At 70.8% G+C, this 16,521-nt stretch carries 16 protein-coding genes and 1 pseudogene; 12 read left to right on the top strand and 5 right to left on the bottom strand.

Annotation, left to right across the window (positions count from 1 at the left end; all coding sequences use genetic code 11):
* The first annotated feature begins 189 nt into the window (after positions 1-189).
* On the top strand, positions 190-1,764 hold the full coding sequence (locus ABZ354_RS06495) for an RDD family protein (protein WP_358653582.1): 1,575 nt from the start codon (positions 190-192) through the stop codon (positions 1,762-1,764).
* Positions 1,765-1,869: 105 nt separating this feature from the next.
* Entirely contained in the window at positions 1,870-2,556 is a 687-nt protein-coding gene (locus ABZ354_RS06490; protein ID WP_358653580.1) for an RDD family protein, read from the top strand.
* A gap of 106 nt (positions 2,557-2,662) precedes the next feature.
* Here ABZ354_RS06490 and ABZ354_RS06485 read toward each other — a convergent pair whose 3' ends face one another.
* Positions 2,663-2,920 (bottom strand): hypothetical protein, encoded by a 258-nt coding sequence (locus ABZ354_RS06485; RefSeq protein WP_358653578.1) that lies wholly within the window; start codon positions 2,918-2,920, stop codon positions 2,663-2,665.
* Positions 2,921-3,291: 371 nt separating this feature from the next.
* Here ABZ354_RS06485 and ABZ354_RS06480 point away from each other — a divergent pair, with 371 nt between their 5' ends.
* A complete protein-coding gene (locus ABZ354_RS06480; RefSeq protein ID WP_358653576.1) occupies positions 3,292-5,634 on the top strand; it encodes an immune inhibitor A domain-containing protein in 2,343 nt (780 codons plus the stop codon).
* Between the two features lie 121 nt (positions 5,635-5,755).
* Positions 5,756-6,094: pseudogene (locus tag ABZ354_RS06475) on the top strand (hypothetical protein); the annotation flags it as partial.
* A 146-nt stretch (positions 6,095-6,240) separates the two neighbouring features.
* Here ABZ354_RS06475 and ABZ354_RS06470 read toward each other — a convergent pair.
* Positions 6,241-6,828, bottom strand: a complete 588-nt coding sequence (locus ABZ354_RS06470; protein WP_358653574.1) for a nicotinamidase — start codon at positions 6,826-6,828, stop codon at positions 6,241-6,243.
* Between the two features lie 154 nt (positions 6,829-6,982).
* Entirely contained in the window at positions 6,983-8,329 is a 1,347-nt protein-coding gene (locus ABZ354_RS06465) for a nicotinate phosphoribosyltransferase (RefSeq protein WP_358653573.1), read from the bottom strand.
* A 132-nt stretch (positions 8,330-8,461) separates the two neighbouring features.
* On the opposite strand from ABZ354_RS06465, the gene clpS reads away from it, so the two are divergent.
* The 7 genes from clpS to ABZ354_RS06430 all read left to right on the top strand — a co-directional run bounded on the left by clpS (position 8,462) and on the right by ABZ354_RS06430 (position 13,424).
* The gene (gene clpS / locus ABZ354_RS06460) at positions 8,462-8,779 is read left to right on the top strand and encodes an ATP-dependent Clp protease adapter ClpS (RefSeq protein WP_358653571.1); all 318 of its coding nucleotides are present in this window, start codon (positions 8,462-8,464) and stop codon (positions 8,777-8,779) included.
* Between the two features lie 26 nt (positions 8,780-8,805).
* Positions 8,806-9,405: a DUF2017 domain-containing protein gene (locus ABZ354_RS06455; protein ID WP_358653569.1), complete on the top strand. Its 600-nt coding sequence runs from the start codon at positions 8,806-8,808 to the stop codon at positions 9,403-9,405.
* A 490-nt stretch (positions 9,406-9,895) separates the two neighbouring features.
* Complete coding sequence (locus ABZ354_RS06450) at positions 9,896-11,338, top strand: amino acid permease (protein ID WP_358653567.1); 1,443 nt, start codon at positions 9,896-9,898, stop codon at positions 11,336-11,338.
* A gap of 105 nt (positions 11,339-11,443) precedes the next feature.
* On the top strand, positions 11,444-11,866 hold the full coding sequence (locus tag ABZ354_RS06445; protein WP_358653565.1) for a M67 family metallopeptidase: 423 nt from the start codon (positions 11,444-11,446) through the stop codon (positions 11,864-11,866).
* 100 nt (positions 11,867-11,966) lie between these two features.
* The gene (locus ABZ354_RS06440) at positions 11,967-12,062 is read left to right on the top strand and encodes a putative leader peptide (protein WP_324612360.1); all 96 of its coding nucleotides are present in this window, start codon (positions 11,967-11,969) and stop codon (positions 12,060-12,062) included.
* 126 nt (positions 12,063-12,188) lie between these two features.
* Positions 12,189-12,467, top strand: a complete 279-nt coding sequence (locus ABZ354_RS06435; RefSeq protein ID WP_358653563.1) for a MoaD/ThiS family protein — start codon at positions 12,189-12,191, stop codon at positions 12,465-12,467.
* Between the two features lie 6 nt (positions 12,468-12,473).
* Positions 12,474-13,424: a cysteine synthase gene (locus ABZ354_RS06430; protein WP_358653561.1), complete on the top strand. Its 951-nt coding sequence runs from the start codon at positions 12,474-12,476 to the stop codon at positions 13,422-13,424.
* Positions 13,425-13,461: 37 nt separating this feature from the next.
* Here ABZ354_RS06430 and ABZ354_RS06425 read toward each other — a convergent pair whose 3' ends face one another.
* The gene (locus ABZ354_RS06425) at positions 13,462-13,998 is read right to left on the bottom strand and encodes a type II toxin-antitoxin system PemK/MazF family toxin (RefSeq protein ID WP_358653559.1); all 537 of its coding nucleotides are present in this window, start codon (positions 13,996-13,998) and stop codon (positions 13,462-13,464) included.
* Between the two features lie 231 nt (positions 13,999-14,229).
* Here ABZ354_RS06425 and ABZ354_RS06420 point away from each other — a divergent pair, with 231 nt between their 5' ends.
* Entirely contained in the window at positions 14,230-14,982 is a 753-nt protein-coding gene (locus tag ABZ354_RS06420; RefSeq protein WP_358653557.1) for an MBL fold metallo-hydrolase, read from the top strand.
* A gap of 91 nt (positions 14,983-15,073) precedes the next feature.
* On the opposite strand, the gene ABZ354_RS06415 is transcribed toward ABZ354_RS06420, so the two are convergent.
* Positions 15,074-16,372, bottom strand: a complete 1,299-nt coding sequence (locus ABZ354_RS06415; protein WP_358653555.1) for a PTS transporter subunit EIIC — start codon at positions 16,370-16,372, stop codon at positions 15,074-15,076.
* Positions 16,373-16,521: the final 149 nt, after the last annotated feature.

The raw sequence follows: 16,521 nt of genomic DNA, 5'->3' as shown, positions 1-16,521 counted from the left end.
CTCTCCGGGTTTCCCGCCACTCCCGCCGGGCACCGCGTCAGCCCGGCCCGGCGCGCCGGCACTCGTGAATTTTCGGTGCGGCAATGCCCGGAAAGGGGTGGGTACGACCGGACGGGCCGTGGGAGTGGCGACGGTCTGATAGATGTGGAGGTTCCCAGACGACCCCCGAGCAGATACGGGACGACGGACATGAGCGCCCCAACCCCGGCACCCGGTGACGACAGACCCCGCGAGGGCTATTACCCGGACCCGTCCATTCCCGGATATGTCCGGTACTGGAACGGAGCCGCCTGGGCACCGGGCACCAGCCGTCCCGCCCCCAAGGACGGCGAGCAGCTCTTCCCGCCGCCCGGGGTGCGCCCGGCACAGCCCGCCGTCGAGGAGACCGGGCCCCACTTCGTCGAGGAGACCGGGCCGCACTTCTTCGACGAGGACCCGGTCGCCGGACTCGGCGCCCCGGCGCCCGCCCCCGAAGACCCGGCCGACGCCGATGACTTCAGCGAGGTACCGGCCTCCGACGACTTCCAGCACGGCGGCCGACCCGAGCCGGCGTCCGCGTGGGGCGCCGACCGCTCCCGCCAGTCCGGCTTCGGCACGGACCAGGACCGCCGCGTCTCGTGGGGTTCCCCGCAGACCGCCGACCCGCAGACCGTCGGCCAGCAGACCGTCGGCCAGCAGACCGTCGGCCAGCAGACCGCCGATCCGCATGCTGCCGACCCGCGCATGACGCACGTGACCGGGGCATCGGCCCCCGACGCCGGATTCCCCCGGGGCGCGGCGGCCGACGGCGAGGGCTCGCAGACCGGCAGTACCGCACAGGGCGGTACGTTCGTCTTCCGCGGTCCGACGTCCGGGGCCGCGGGTGCCACCGACGGCACGGGGGCCGCGCCGGCCGGTGGTCCGACCGCCGCGCACGCCGAGGACGGCACGATGATCTTCCGCTCGGCCGCTCCACGGGTGGGCCGGCAGGGCGGCCGCACGGCGGGCGCCCCGGGCTCGGCCCCGGCCGCCCCGTCGGGCCCGCAGCAGGTGTTCCCGGGCATCCCGCCGCAGTCCGCCGCGCCGCACCACCCCGCACCGCAGCCGGCTTCCCCGCCGACCCAGGCCGCGCCCTCTCCCACATCCGCTTCCGCGCAGACGGCGCTGACCGGCGGCCCCGGTGGCGGCCAGTCGTCCTGGGCGCAGCAGGTGCACCAGCTCGCGAGCGGCGACGAGCAGCACGTGACGCCCTGGCGTCCCCCGGCCGACGACCCGTTCCAGGCGATGGTCAGGCGGCAGACGGCCGCCCGTCCGGCGCCCCTCGGCAAGCGGCTCGCGGCACGCCTGCTGGACACGGTCGTCCTCGGCGCCGTCACCGCGGTGGCCGCCGTACCGCTGGGCACGGCGGCGATCGACCACGTCAACGAGAAGATCGACGCGGCGAAGCTGAGCGGTGAGACCGCCACGGTCTGGCTGCTCGACGGCACCACGTCGGTCCAGCTCGGCATCATCCTCGCGGTCCTGCTGCTGGCCGGCGTCGTCCTGGAGGTGCTGCCCACCGTCAAGTGGGGCCGCACTCTGGGCAAGCGGCTGCTGGGCCTGGACGTGCGGGACATCGAGGGCCACGAGGCCCCCGGGTTCGGCGCTGCGCTGCGCCGCTGGCTGGTCTACTCGGTGCCCGGTCTGCTGGTCGTGGGAGTCGTGGGCGTGCTGTGGTGCCTGTTCGACCAGCCGTGGCGGCAGTGCTGGCACGACAAGGCGGCGCACACGTTCGTCGCGGGCTGACGGCAGACGGCCCTGGTGACGCGGGCTGCCCGTACCCGGCATTCCGGTACTCCGGACGGCCGCCCGCCGGGTGCGGAGCCGGAGGGTTCGCGGTCGACTCGGGCCATGAGCACCGAACCGCCCCCCGGCTCCGGAGGGCAGCCACCGGAGAACGACCCGTTCGGCAAGCAGCCCCCGCCGCCCGGTGACCGGCCCCCGCCCCACCAGGGCGGCGGAAGCCCTTACGGAGGCAACCCGTACGACGCGGCGGGCTCCGGCGCAGGCGGCGGGCCGTACGGGGAGGGCGGTCCTCCCGGAGGCGGTCCGTACGGCGGTGCTGGTCAGTCCGGTGACCCGCTCGCAGGGATGCCCCCGCTCGCGGAGAGCGGCAGACGCACGCTGGCCCGCATCATCGACATGCTCCTCGTCGGCATCGTCGTGTGGCTGATCAGCCTGGCGTTCGGCGTCGGCGAGTACACGATGGACGGTGACGACATCGAGGTCGGCAGGTCGTTCGGGCGGTCCGTCGTCGCGGCCGTGCTCTACATCGCGTACGACACCCTGCTGACCGCCAGGACCGGGCAGACGCTGGGCAAGAGGCTGCTGAAGATGCGGGTGGCCAACCTGGAGAACGGGGCCACGCCCTCCCTGCAGAGCTCGCTGGTGCGGGCGGCGGTGCTGTGGATTCCGTTCGCCTTCTGCTGCGCCTGCGTCTGGACGGCGATCTCGGGCGGCTGGAGCTTCTTCGACAAACCCTATAAACAGGGTCTGCACGACAAGCCGGCCAAAACGGTGGTGGTCAGCACCGGTTGAGCCGGGCGCGGGCGTCGCCGGGCCGCCGGACATGGCAGAGCGGGTGCGGTCGGGAACATGCGACGTGTTCCCGACCGCACCCGCTCTGCCGCGCGTGTGCGATGCGTCAGGCGGCGAGCTGTTCGCGCTCCGGTGACGCCGGCTCGGTCCCGCTCCGGGCCCCGGTGGCGGTCCGGTGGGCCAGGGGTGCGGGCTTCCGCCGCGGAATGATCATGGCCGCGAGCAGCCCGAGCGTGAGCGCCGCGACGGTGACAACCGCGATTGCCGGGGCCGAACTCGCCTGTGACAGCAACAGCAGGGCGAGCGTCGAGACGATCACGGTGCACGAACCGTAGGCGAGCTGTGCGACGGTCGGACGAGGCATGGCAATCGTGTCCTCGGAAGCGGGGATGCGTCGTTTCTCGACTCTATTCGGCTGCATGCCCGAGCAGGGCGGACGGTAAGCGTGACCTGACCAACAGTGCCGGGGCATGGGGGGCGCACGGAGTCATATCGTCCGCGAAGCGGACAGAATCGCGCGCCCGTTCGATGTCGCGTCAAGTCCGGCGCGAGGTTCTCGATAACCGGTTGCCCACCCCGCATAGTGCATTTGAGCTGTCCAAGTCAAGACCTGTCTTTTCTGCTTAACCTCTAGTCAAATGTCGTCACTTGACTACACGCGTTGATCACGCGCCCGCGGAACTTCCACCACCGGATCCTCCCTGCCGCGCGCGCGAACGCGGGGGAGGACATCAAGTGACCAGAAGACCCTGGACGTTCAGAGCTGCCGCGATCGGTGTGGCTATCGCAGCGGCGTCCACCACCCTCTCGGTGTCTGCGGTGGCGCAGGCCGACTCGGCCGCGCGTCCCGCGACTGTGGACCGGCACGACCCGCAGCCGGCCAAGGGGATGGCGGAGCACAACCTCGACGGGCCGCTCAGCAAGACTCAGGCGGCGCAGCGCCAGGAGGCCCTCAACCAGGTCATATCCGGCGATGCCAAGGCGGAGAAGCGCGACGGCTCGAAGGTCGTCAAGCTCAAGAGCCGCAAGGGCGACAGCAAGTACGTCGAGCTGGGCCGGGAGAAGACCGACAAGATCTTCACCATCCTGGTCGAGTTCGGCGACAAGGTGGACAGCCGCTACGGCGGCACCGCCGGCCCGCTGCACAACCAGATCGCCCAGCCGGACCCCGCCAAGGACAACAGCACGGCGTGGAAGTCGGACTACAACCAGGCCCACTTCCAGGACCTGTACTTCGGCACCGGCACCGACTCGATGAAGACGTACTACGAGAAGCAGTCCTCGGGCCGCTACTCCGTCGACGGTGAAGTCTCCGACTGGGTGAAGGTCCCCTACAACGAGGCGCGCTACGGCTCCAACGCGTGCGACCCGGACAACTGCGCGTGGTACGCGGTGCAGGACGGCGTCACCGCCTGGGTCGCGGACCAGAAGGCCGCCGGCAAGACCGACGCCGAGATCAAGGCGCAGCTCGCCGGGTACGACCAGTGGGACCGCTACGACCACGACGGCGACGGCGACTTCAACGAGGCCGACGGCTACATCGACCACTTCCAGATCGTGCACGCGGGCGAGGACGAGTCCGCGGGCGGCGGCGCGGAGGGCGAGGACGCCATCTGGGCGCACCGCTGGTACGCCTTCGGCACCGACGCCGGCGCCACGGGCCCCGAGGGCAACAAGCTCGGCGGCACGCAGATCGGCGACAGTGGCATCTGGGTCGGCGACTACACCATCCAGCCGGAGAACGGCGGGCTCGGTGTCTTCGCCCACGAGTACGGCCACGACCTCGGTCTGCCGGACCACTACGACACCAACGGTGGCGAGAACTCCACCGGGTTCTGGACGCTGATGTCGTCCGGTTCCTGGCTCGGCACCGGTGAGAACGAGATCGGCAACCGCCCCGGCGACATGAACGCCTGGGACAAGCTCCAGCTGGGCTGGCTCGACTACGACGTGGCCAAGGCCGCGACGAAGTCCAGCCACACGCTGGGTGTCGCGGAGTACAACACGAGCAACAAGCAGGGGCTCGTCGTCGAACTCCCGAAGAAGGCCGTCACCACCGAGGTGGTCACCCCCGCCGAGGGGCAGAACCAGTGGTGGAGCGGCAGCGGTGACGATCTGCGCAACACGCTGGCCCGCACGGTCGACCTGACCGGCAAGACGTCCGCCGACCTCACCCTGGACGGCTGGTACGACATCGAGGCCGACTACGACTACCTCTACACCGAGGTGTCCACCGACGGCGGCGCCAACTGGACCGCCCTCGACGGCACGGTCGACGGTCAGCCGATCCCGCGCGACGGCAGCGACAAGCCGGCGCTGACCGGCACGGTCGACGGCTACAAGCCGCTCGCCTTCTCGCTGGACGCCTACGCGGGCAAGAAGATCGACCTGCGCTTCCGCTACCAGACGGACGGCGGTGTCGCGCAGAAGGGCTTCGCGGCCGACCGCATCTCCGTCACCGCCGACGGCACGGCGCTGTTCACGGACAACGCCGAGACCGCCGACGCCGCCTGGACGACGGACGGGTTCTCCCGGATCGGCGCGTCCTTCAGCGACGAGTACGCGCAGTACTACATCGCGGAGAACCGCCAGTACGTCTCGTACGACCAGACCCTCAAGGTCGGCCCGTACAACTTCGGCTTCTCGACGACCCGTCCGGACTGGGTGGAGCACTACCCGTACCAGAACGGCCTGTTGATCTGGAAGTGGGACACCTCGCAGGCGGACAACAACACCAGCCAGCACCCGGGTGCCGGCCTGATCCTGCCGGTCGACGCGCACCCGAACGTGCTGAAGTGGTCCGACGGCACGCTGATGCGCAACCGCGTCCAGGCGTACGACTCGCCCTTCAGCCTGTTCCGTACGGACGGCATCACGCTGCACAACGCGGACGTGGCGACCAGGATCCCGGCGAAGAAGGGTGTGTCGGTCTTCAACGACCACACGCACACCTACTACGACGTGGCGAACAAGACCGCCGGTGTGAAGGTCACTGACACCAACACCACGATCAAGATCGCCAAGGAGGCCTGGAACGGCTCCACGATCTCGGTCCAGGTCGGCCCTGCGGTGAAGTAAACGATATTTCTGCAGGTCACAGCATGATCGGCGGCGACCCCCTGGCGGGTTGCCGCCGATCGTGTTTAGGTGCGTCCTGTGATTCCCTTATTGACACCGGACAGCACGGGGGTGTGACCGCATGGCCGCAGGAGGTTTCTGCAAGCTGCCGAACGGCACGGTGGTGGTGGCGATGAACCTGCCCAGGCCCGCCGCCGACGACCCCGCCCGGGTGCGCGTCCTGGTCCATGCCCACAACCGTTCGCGAGCCCTGACCAGGCTGCGCAACCTGGGTCTGCGTGCCGTCTACCTGCGGGGCAACACCGCCCCGCCCACCCCCGACGAGGTCACGGCCGTCCTGCACCATCCGGACGGCCTGATATGGCGCACGGCGCCCGACGCCGGGGCCGTGCCGCAGCCGGAGGCCGACGCGTCGCCCGAGATGTGGCGCCCGATCCGGGCCCTGTTCCGGGGACCGGCGCGGCAGGCCGAGCCCCGGTCGGAACCGGGGCCCGAGCTGTGCCCCCGGATCTTCCCGCCGGCCCGTCTTCTGCCGCAGGAGTGGCCGGCCGTGGGGCCGGTGTAGGACGCCCGGACGACGACCGGGGCTCCGCCGACCCGCGGGACCTACCGGACGACGGGCTTGCCCGAGAGCTCCACGCCCGCCTCGCGCATCTCCCGCACGGCACGCTCGGTGGTCTGCGCGGCCACCCCGGCGGTCAGGTCCAGCAGGACCCGCGTACGGAAGCCCCCCCGCGCCGCGTCCAGGGCGGTGGCCCGCACACAGTGGTCCGTGGCGATGCCCACCACGTCGACCTCGTCGATCTCCCGGTTCCTGAGCCAGTCGGCCAGCGCCACGCCGTTCTCGTCGGTGCCCTCGAATCCGCTGTACGCGGCCGTGTGGGCGCCCTTGTCGAAGACCGCGTCGACGGCCCCGGAGGCGACTGCGGGCGCGAAGTTCGGGTGGAAGCCCACCCCCTCCGTCCCGGCGACGCAGTGCGCGGGCCAGGAGTGCGCGAAGTCGGGGTCGTCGGAGAAGTGTCCGCCGGGGTCGATGTGGTGGTCGCGCGTGGCGACCACGTGCCGGTAACCGGCGGGCGCCTGCCCGACCAGTTCGGTGATGGCGGCGGCCACGTCGGCGCCGCCGGACACCGCGAGGCTGCCCCCCTCGCAGAAGTCGTTCTGCACGTCTACGACGATCAAGGCGCGGCGCATGGTCGGTGTCCTTCGACTGGAGCGGCTGGGGGATGGGGCGGCCGGAGCTGGCCGGCGAAGCGGGCCGGCGTCCGGTGGTGTTGTGAGCCTATTGATTTCGGGTGGGGGAGGGGAGAGGCCGGGCGCCCGCGAGTCGGCGCCCGGCCCGGCCCCCTCAGCCGTCCGCGGGCCCGTGCGCGTACTCCGTCGGGATGACGGGCTCCCCGCGGGAGAGCTGCGTGGCGGACAGCGGCAGGTCGGCGCGTGCCGCCGCGTGCCGGTCCCGTACGGCGTCCAGCGGCTCGCGGCGGACGACCTCGCCGCCCCGGACCAGCTCGACCAGCAGCTGCCGGCCGGCCAGCTCCTCGGGCACGGGACCGGTGCCGATCACCTCGGCCTGGGCGACGCCGTCCTCGTCGTGCCGCCGCGCGGCCCACTTGCGGCCACCGACGGAGGTCTTGCCGCCGCTGGACTTCTTCGCGACCGGCTCCAGCGGGGCGTCCGGATCGGCGGACGCGGCGCGCGCGACCAGCTTGTAGACCATCGAGGCCGTCGGGTGCCCCGAGCCGGTGACCAGCTGCGTACCGACGCCGTAGGCGTCCACGGGCGCCGCCGCCAGCGAGGCGATGGCGTACTCGTCCAGGTCCGAGGTCACGATGATCTTCGTGTCCCGGGCTCCCAGTTCGTCCAGCTGCTGACGCACCCGGTGCGCGACCAGGAGCAGGTCACCGGAGTCGATGCGTACCGCGCCCAGCTCGGGCCCGGCGATCTCGACGGCCGTCCGGACGGCCTCGGCGACGTCGTACGTGTCGACCAGCAGCGTCGTGCCCCGGCCGAGGGAGTCGACCTGGGCGCGGAAGGCGTCGCGCTCGTTGTCGTGCAGCAGGGTGAAGGCGTGCGCGGCGGTGCCGACGGTGGGGATGTTGTAGCGGAAGCCGGCCGCGAGGTCGGAGGTGGAGGCGAAACCGCCCACGTAGGCGGCGCGGGACGCGGCGACCGCGGCGAGTTCGTGGGTGCGCCGGGCGCCCATCTCGATCAGCGGGCGCCCGGCGGCGGCCGACGCCATCCGGGAGGCGGCGGCGGCGATCGCCGAGTCGTGGTTGAGGATGGACAGGATCACCGTCTCCAGCAGCACGCACTCGGCGAAGGTGCCCTCCACGCGCAGGACGGGCGAGCCCGGGAAGTACACCTCGCCCTCCGGGTAGCCCCAGATGTCGCCGGTGAAGCGGTAGTCCGCGAGCCGGGCGAGCGTCGGTTCGTCCACGACCCGCCGCTCGCGCAGGAAGGTGAGGACGTCCGGGTCGAAGCGGAAGTTCTCGACGGCGTCCAGGACACGCCCGGTGCCCGCGACGACGCCGTAGCGCCGCCCCTCCGGCAGCCGCCGGGCGAAGACCTCGAAGACGCTGCGGCGCTCGGCCGTGCCCGCCTTGAGGGCGGCCTGCACCATCGTCAGCTCGTAGTGGTCGGTGAACAGCGCCGTCGAAGGAACCTCGACGGGCAGCCCCAGGTCCGCTGTGTTCATGACCACGATGCTACCCCCATCTCGTCACTCTGACGATTTCGGTGCGCGTGGTCCCCGTCACCCTCCCCCCGCGTTCCCCGCCGCGTACCCCCGAGCCGCGCGTTTGTGCCCCCACCCCCCTCCGGTGGCAGCATGGGCCCTGTGACGTCACCCGCACCCCTAGAGATCGAACGCACCGAGTCGGTGGAGGAGGAATTCGCCGTACCCGAGCCGGACGTCCCCTGGGTCACCATCGTCCACAACGACCCGGTCAACCTCATGAGCTATGTGACGTACGTGTTCCAGGCGTACTTCGGCTACTCCAAGGACAAGGCCACCAAGCTCATGCTCGACGTCCACCGCAAGGGCCGGGCGGTCGTCTCCAGCGGCAGCCGTGAGGAAATGGAACGCGACGTGCAGGCCATGCACGGCTACGGCCTGTGGGCCACCCTCCAGCAGGACCGCAAGTAGCCCCCGCCCACCAGCGAAAAGACCTCATGCCCGGACAATTCGAACCGCTGCCCGGCGACGGCGCGGCCGTCGCCCTCGACGAGATCGAGATCTCCATCATCCGGTCGCTGGCCGTCCAGCTCCTGGAGCTGATCGGTCCCGGCCCCGCCGAGGACGCGCAGGGCGACCCGCTCGCCGAACTGTTCGCCGAGGGCCCGAGCGAACCGCCCGCCGACCCGGTGCTGCGCAGACTCTTCCCCGACGCCTACAGCGACCCCGAGCAGACCGCCGCCTCACCGCGGGACGCCGAGGAGCGGCGCGCGCACTCCGCCGAGTTCCGCCGCTACACCGAGAACGACCTGCGGGCAGGCAAGCGCGAGAACGCCCTCGCGGTGATCCGCTCCCTGGACGCGCTCGCCGGGGACGGCGGAGCCGTGCTCAAGCTGTCGGCCGAGCAGTCCCGCCAGTGGCTGACCTCCCTCAACGACCTGCGCCTCGCGATCGGCTCCCGTCTGGAGATCGACGACGAGGAGGACACCGAGCTGCTCTACCAACTCCCCGACGAGGACCCGCGCAAGCCGATGGTGATGGCGTACCTGTGGCTGGGCGGCCTCCAGGAGAGCCTCGTGTCCACGCTCATGCCGTGACACGCCGGGGCGTGCGGCGCCCCGCCCGGGCTTCCGCCACCGAACGCGGCCCGGGCCCCCGCGGCTGATCCCGGCCCGGGTTCGGCCGCTGTACTACGCGGTCCGGGCTCGCGCCGCTGACCGGCCCGGTCCGAAGGGGCCGGGCCGGTGATCCCGGCCTCCCCCTCCTCGCGCGCGGAGCGCCCGCTGTTCGCTCAGGGGATCCTCAGATCCGGATAACGATCACGTCACCGCGGCCATCACCTTTGCCGATGGCCGCTCCTTATGTCCGCATCTCCCGGTAATTTGCGCCACAATCGTCCGGAGTGATCATGCTGCGTGCGTGATACACCTTCACGATCGCCCGGCGGACGCCACCCATGTCCGTAAGCCGGGTGCGCCACCGAGCCGACAACCGTCGGCCAGGCAACCACTCCAGCAATCCGGGGGGATCGAGACCCGATCCGGGGGCCGACAAGAGGCCCGGGTCGGCATGGAGAAAGGCGCACACATGACATCGGCGCAGGTCGCCAAGGAGCACGAGGGCGGCGAGGGCAACCGCCCCGAAGAGGGATACGAGCGCGGGCTCGGCAGCCGCCAGGTCCAGATGATCGCGATCGGCGGTGCCATCGGCGTCGGCCTCTTCCTGGGAGCCGGGGCCAACATCGCCAAGGCGGGCCCCAGCCTCATCCTCATGTACGCCCTCGCGGGCGTCATCATCTTCTTCATCATGCGGGCGCTCGGCGAGCTCCTGCTCTACCGCCCGGTCACGGGCTCCTTCGCGGAGTACTCGCGCGAGTTCCTCGGCCCGTTCTTCGGCTACTTCACCGGCTGGACGTACTGGCTGATGTGGGTGGTCACCGGCATGGCCGAGCTGACCGCCGCCGCGATCTACATCAACTACTGGTTCCCGGGCATCCCCCAGTGGGTGACCGCCCTGGTCTTCCTGATCGTGCTGTTCGTGGCCAACCTGATCTCGGTGAAGCTGTTCGGCGAGATCGAGTTCTGGTTCTCGATGGTCAAGGTCACCGCCATCCTCGGCATGATCGTCATCGGGCTCGGCGTGCTCACCCTCGGCTTCAGCCAGGCCGGCGACACCGCCGCCGTCTCCAACCTGTGGGCCTTCGACGGCTTCTTCCCCAAGGGCGTCGGGTCGTCCCTGATGACCCTGCAGGGCGTGATGTTCGCCTACCTCGCCGTCGAACTGGTCGGCGTCACCGCCGGCGAGTCCGACGACCCGGAGAAGACCCTCCCCAAGGCGATCAACACCCTGCCCTGGCGCATCGCCCTGTTCTACGTCGGTGCCCTCACCGTCATCCTGTGCGTGGTGAAGTGGACCGAGTTCGCCGACGAGGGCAGCCCCTTCGTGAAGGCCTTCGAGGTCATCGGCATCCCGGCCGCCGCCGGCATCGTCAACTTCGTCGTCCTGACCGCCGCCCTGTCGTCCTGCAACTCCGGCATGTACTCCACGGGCCGCATGCTGCGCACCCTCGCCGAGAACGGCGAGGCCCCCCGCGTCTTCCGGAAGCTGTCCTCCACCAAGACCCCGGCCCTCGGCACCGGCGTCTCGGTGATCTTCATGGGCATCGGCGTCGTCCTCAACTACACGGTCCCGGAGAAGGCGTTCGGCTACGTCACCTCCGTCGCCACCGCGGCCGGCATCTGGACGTGGCTGATGATCCTCGTCAGCCACGTCAGGTACCGCCGTGCCGTCGTCGCCGGACGGCTGCCCTCCTCGGCCTTCCCGGCCCCGGGCGGCGCGAAGCTCAGCTGGGTCGCCATCGTGTTCCTGCTCTTCGTGACCGGCCTGATCGCGTACGACGCCGACGCCCGCGTCTGCCTGTACGTGATGGGCGGCTGGTACGTGGCCCTGGTCATCGGCTGGTCCGTCCTCAAGCGCCGCGACCCGCAGGTCACCGCACGCCGCCGCGAGCCGGAGTTCGAGAAGCTCTGATCCCGGCTGCCCGGCCCCGACCCGGACAAGCTGGGACATCCCGGTATGTGGGCAGCCTCGTACCACCCCTCGGTACGGGGCTGCCCTTCTGCTTATCCTGACGCCATGCTGACCATCACCCAGGCCCTCCACGACCGGATCGTCGCCCACGCCCGCGAGGACCACCCCGACGAGGCGTGCGGCGTCGTCGCGGGGCCCGTGGGAACCGGCCGCCCCGAACGCTTCATCCCCATGCTCAACGCGGCCCGCTCGCCCACCTTCTACGAGTTCGACTCGCAGGACCTGCTCAAGCTCTACCGCGAGATGGACGACCGCGACGAGGAGCCGGTGATCATCTACCACTCCCACACCGCGACCGAGGCCTACCCCTCCCGCACCGACATCTCCTACGCCAACGAGCCCGGCGCGCACTACGTCCTCGTCTCCACCGCGGACACCGACGGCGCCGGCGACTTCCAGTTCCGCTCCTTCCGGATCGTGGAGGGCAAGGTCAGGGAGGAGGAGGTCAAGATCGTCGAGGCCCACTGAGCTCTCCGCCGGACCCATCCATCTCATGATGCGAACGAAAGCCGTCCGGACAGCGGGATCACACTCGGGAACCGGCACCGGGAATCGATACGATGTGCGCATGGTTTCCCACGACGTGAGCGAAAAGACGCCGGGCACGCTGCTCGTGGCGCGGCTGCACGTCGACCTGTGCAGGCTCGCCAGCGCCATCTGTTGACGCCGCCCCCTGCCGCCGCACGGCCGTGAGCCGCGGCGCCCACCTGCGTACGGGCACCCGTACGACCACGCACGTCCGCGCCGCCGCGCGCCCCGATCATTCACCTCCCGACAGGAGCCCCGAGTCATGGCCATCGAGGTCCGCATCCCGACCATCCTCCGCCAGTACACCGACGGTCAGAAGGCGGTGGAGGGCAACGGTGACACCCTCGCCGCGCTGTTCGCCGACCTCGAGACCCGGTACGCGGGCATCCAGGCCCGCATCGTGGACGGCGACCAGCTGCGCCGCTTCGTCAACGTCTACCTGAACGACGAGGACGTCCGCTTCCTCGACGGCATCACCACCAAGGTCTCCGACGGGGACAGCATCACGATCCTGCCGGCCGTAGCCGGCGGTATGGCCTGATCGGCGATGCGGTACGACTCCCCGCTGGCCGCGGTCGGCAACACCCCCCTGGTGCGGCTGCCGCGGCTGTCGCCGTCCGCCGACGTCCGCATCTGGGCGAAGCTGGAGGACCGCAACCCGACCGGTTCGATCAAGGACCGTCCGGCCCTGCACATGATCGAGCAGGCCGAGAAGGACGGCCGCCTCACCCCGGGCTGCACCATCCTCGAGCCCACCAGCGGCAACACCGGTATCTCGCTGGCCATGGCGGCCAGGCTCAAGGGCTACCGCATCGTGTGCGTGATGCCCGAGAACACCTCTCGGGAACGCCGCGACCTGCTCGCCATGTGGGGCGCGGAGATCATCTCCTCCCCGGCCGCGGGCGGCTCCAACACCGCCGTGCGCGTCGCCAAGGAACTCGCCGCCGAGCACCCCGACTGGGTGATGCTCTACCAGTACGGCAACCCGGACAACGCCGGCGCCCACTACGCCACCACCGGTCCCGAGGTCCTCGCCGACCTCCCCTCCATCACGCACTTCGTCGCCGGCCTCGGCACCACCGGCACGCTCATGGGCGTCGGCCGCTACCTGCGGGAGCACAAGCCGGACGTGCGGATCGTCGCCGCCGAACCGCGCTACGACGACCTCGTGTACGGCCTGCGCAACCTCGACGAGGGCTTCGTACCCGAGCTGTACGACGCCTCCGTCCTCACCACCCGCTTCTCCGTCGGCTCCGCCGACGCCGTCACCCGCACCCGTGAACTCCTCCAGCAGGAGGGCATCTTCGCGGGCGTCTCCACCGGGGCCGCCCTGCACGCCGCGATCGGCGTCGGCAAGAAGGCCCTCAAGGCGGGGGAGAGCGCGGACATCGTGTTCGTCGTCGCCGACGGAGGCTGGAAGTACCTCTCCACCGGCGTCTACACCGCCGCCACCACCGAAGAGGCCATCGAGACCCTCCAGGGCCAGCTCTGGGCATGAGCCCCGGGGCCGGCTCCGGGCGCGGATCCTTCGGCCGTCACGTCGCGAGGTGACGGACCTGGTCCCACAGGACCGGGTCCATCACCCCGACCCGCCGGCTGAAGTCCCGCACCGGCACGTCCCGCAGCGCGTCCGTCTCCAGGTAGCTCGCCCGGCCCTGCGCCCCGCCGACCGAACCCGGCGGCAGGGGAATCACCCCCGCTTGCTCGTCGCGGTACGTGCTGGTGATCTCGGCGACCACCGCGTGCCGACCGTGCACCGCCAGCACCAGACACGGCCGGTCCTCACCGCGCGGCCCCACCGCGTCCACCGGCCCCAGCGGCTCACCGCCCTCACCGGACGGCACCCGCGCCCACCAGATCTCCGCCGGCCGGGGCCGGGACGACCCCGCCCGCAATCCTCGCTGCCGGGGCGCCCCGGGCCGGGACGACGCAGGCCGTGACGGCGCAGAGCCGGCCGCCCCGGGCCGCGCGCGGCCCCGTCCGCGCCACCCCCGGCCCCCTCCTTCGACGAGCGCGGCGGCCAGCGCGAGCAGCACCACCGCCGCCAGCACCGGCCACCAGGACGCGTCCATACCGACGACGGTACCGGCGTAGTCCCACTCCCGCGCGCCTCCAATTCACCTCAAGCGCCCCGTTGCCAGCCGAACCGGTGACACCGCAGGTGAGTTCCCCCACAACCGCCCTTGGCGGAGGAGCGACAGGACGTTTTGCGCCTTACGCTCGACGGACCGCACACTGCACGACCCCCTGTCGCTCCCCCATCAGGATTTCCTGTCGTTCCCGTCAGCGGAGGTTTCTGCTTCATGAAGCTCACCGTCGTCGGCTGCTCGGGGTCGTTCCCGTCCGCGGAATCGACCTGCTCGAGCTACCTCCTCGAGGCCGACGACTTCCGGCTGCTCCTCGACATGGGCAACGGCGCCCTCGGCGAGCTGCAGCGTCACTGCGGTCTCTACGACCTCGACGCGATCTACCTCAGCCACCTGCACGCGGACCACTGCATCGACATGTGCGCGTACTTCGTGGCCCGCTACTACCGGCACGACGGCGGCCGCTGCGCCCCCATCCCGGTCTACGGCCCCGAGGGTACGGAACACCGTCTGACCACCGCCTACGGCGACACCCCCTCCGCCTCCTCGATGAGCGAGGTCTTCGACTTCCACACGGTGAAGCCCGGCACCTTCGACATCGGCCCGTTCACGGTCCACACCGAGCAGGTCGCCCATCCCGTCGAGGCCTACGGCATCCGGGTCGAGCACGGCGGCAGGACGCTGACGTACTCCGGCGACACCGGCGTGACCCCGGTGCTGGACGAACTCGCCCGGGACGCCGACCTGTTCCTGTGCGAGGCCGCCTTCACGCACGGCAAGGAAGACATCCCCGACCTGCACCTCAACGGCCGCGAGGCGGGTGAGACCGCCGCCCGCGCCGGCGCCCGGCGCCTCGTCCTCACCCACATCCCCCCGTGGACCGACCCGCAGGTCAACCTCACCGACGCCCGCGCCGCCTTCGACGGTCCGGTGGAACTGGCGACGCCGAGAGTCTCGTACGAGATCTAGGCCCCGCCCGCGACGGACGAGGCCCCCGACGGACGAGGCCCACGGCCCCGAAGACGCCGGGCTTCTCCCACGGCGGCCGGGCCGCCGCGCGCTACACCTTCGTGACGTCCTCGACCTCCTCCGCCGGCTCCCGCCCCGGCGTCTTCAGATCGAACGTCGTGATCGCGAACCGGAAAATCACGTAGTACACCGCCGCGAAGACCAGACCGATCGGAAGGATCAGCCACGGTCGCGTCGCCAGGTTCCAGTTGATGACGTAGTCGATCAGTCCCGCCGAGAAGCTGAACCCGTCATGCACGCCCAGCCCCCACGTCACCGCCATCGACACACCGGTCAGGACGGCGTGGACGGCGTACAGCGCCGGTGCGATGAACAGGAACGAGTACTCGATCGGCTCGGTGATGCCCGTCACGAACGACGTCAGCGCCACCGACAGCATCAGACCGCCGACCTCCTTGCGCCGCTCCGGCCGCGCGCAGTGCGTGATCGCGAGCGCCGCCGCCGGCAGCGCGAACATCATGATCGGGAAGAAACCCGAGGTGAACTGACCCGCGTCCGGGTCGCCCGCCAGGAACATGTTGACGTCGCCGTGCACCGTCGAACCGTCCGGCTTGGTGAACGTCCCGAACTGGAACCAGATGGGCACGTTCAGGAACTGGTGCAGCCCGATCACCAGCAGCGCGCGGTTCGCGACACCGAACACCCCGGCGCCCCAGGAGCCCGAGTCGCTCAGCCAGTCGCTGAAACCCTCCAGCGCGTCACCGATCGGGGGCCACACCCACAGACACAGCGCCGCGAACGCGATCGCCACGAACGCCATGATGATCGGCACCAGACGCCGCCCGTTGAAGAAGCCCAGCCAGTCCACCAGTCGCGTCCGGTGGAACCGCTGCCAGAAGTACGCCGCGAGCAACCCGATCACGATGCCCCCGAACACCCCCGGATTCTGGTACGTGAACACGCTCACCGTGCCGTCCGCCGCCTGGCAGCCGACGCCCGACGCCGGCTTCGCCCCGCTCGGGCAGTCCTCCGGGAACTGGCGCAGCACGTTGTAGTAGACGAGGAACCCCACCACCGCCGCGAGCGCCGTCGAGCCGTCCGCCTTCTTCGCCATCCCGATGGCCACACCCACACAGAACAGGAGGGGGAGCCCCAGCGAACCGTCCAGCAGCGCGCCGCCCGCGCCCGCCATCACCTTCGAGACGTTCGTCCAGCCCAGCCCGTCGTCCCCGAACACGTCCGGCTGCCCCAGCCGGTTGAGGATGCCCGCCGCCGGCAGCACCGCGATCGGCAGCTGAAGGCTGCGCCCCATCTTCTGCAGCCCCTGGAACAGGCTGTGGCGGCGGTCACGGGCCGGGCGGGCCGGGCGGGGCGCGCTGTCGGTGCTCATCCGGGCCCCCTTGCTGGGAATCGCTCGAAGGCGGGTGCGGCGGCCGTCCGGCCCGTGCTGTGGACCCGTCGCGGACGGCTCCGTCGGCGGGACGCCCTCATGTCCGTACGTACGTTTCCGCACGGACAGAATCACCGCTCGCGAAGCTG

Origin of the sequence: Streptomyces sp. NPDC005925, from assembly GCF_040638805.1 — a bacterium.
Lineage (GTDB): Bacteria > Actinomycetota > Actinomycetes > Streptomycetales > Streptomycetaceae > Streptomyces.
This window is presented reverse-complemented; position numbering and strand designations above follow the sequence as displayed.